At 37.4% G+C, this 596-nt stretch carries 2 protein-coding genes; one reads left to right on the top strand and one right to left on the bottom strand.

The features are described 5' to 3' along the window. Positions 1–97: 97 nt before the first annotated feature. Positions 98–385, top strand: a complete 288-nt coding sequence (locus tag FIV38_RS29845; RefSeq protein WP_000718623.1) for an RNA polymerase alpha subunit C-terminal domain-containing protein — start codon at positions 98–100, stop codon at positions 383–385. Positions 386–422: 37 nt separating this feature from the next. On the opposite strand, the gene gerPF is transcribed toward FIV38_RS29845, so the two are convergent. Next, a partial coding sequence (gerPF, locus tag FIV38_RS29840; protein ID WP_146492608.1) for a spore germination protein GerPF occupies positions 423–596 on the bottom strand: 174 nt, incomplete at its 5' end.

Genomic DNA, 596 nt, shown 5'->3' with positions numbered 1-596 from the left:
ACTTGAGAAAAGCTTACAACATCCTGTGAAAGAGAAATGTTTATACTTCTTTGATGGTAATCATGTTATAAAAGTTGAAGAATAGAGGGACTTGCAAATGGCAGCGGAAAAAACGTTAAGAACTTGTGAAAAAGGACATGAGTACTATAAAAGTAGCGATTGTCCAACTTGCCCAACCTGTGAGAAAGAGAGAACGCCAAAAGAAGGTTTTCTTTCTCTTCTTTCAGCGCCAGCAAGAAGGGCGCTAGAGCATCATGGAATTCATAATGTAGAAGAACTCTCAAAGTATAGCGAGAAAGAAATTTTAAAACTACATGGTATGGGACCAGCATCTTTGCCAAAGCTTAGAAAGGCTTTGGAGGAGAGCGGGTTATCATTTAAATAAAATAAAAGAAAAAGTAGGAGATATTCTCCTACTTTTTTTACGCTGTTCCAATTTGATCTTGATCGGCTACATCAGAATCAAACGTATTTGTTGCACTAACACCGTTAAACGTATTCACGACAAATCCAACATTGGAAGCTCCGGATCCATTATACGCTTTCGTGTTTTCTTTCGGAGACACGTTATAAAAATCTCCTAAATTGAAAGAACC

This window comes from Pseudomonas proteolytica (genome assembly GCF_007858275.1).
In the GTDB taxonomy this organism is placed as follows: Bacteria; Pseudomonadota; Gammaproteobacteria; order Pseudomonadales; family Pseudomonadaceae; genus Aquipseudomonas; species Aquipseudomonas proteolytica.
The sequence above is the reverse complement of the archived record's forward strand: the minus strand, read 5'-3'. Positions and strand labels throughout refer to the sequence as shown.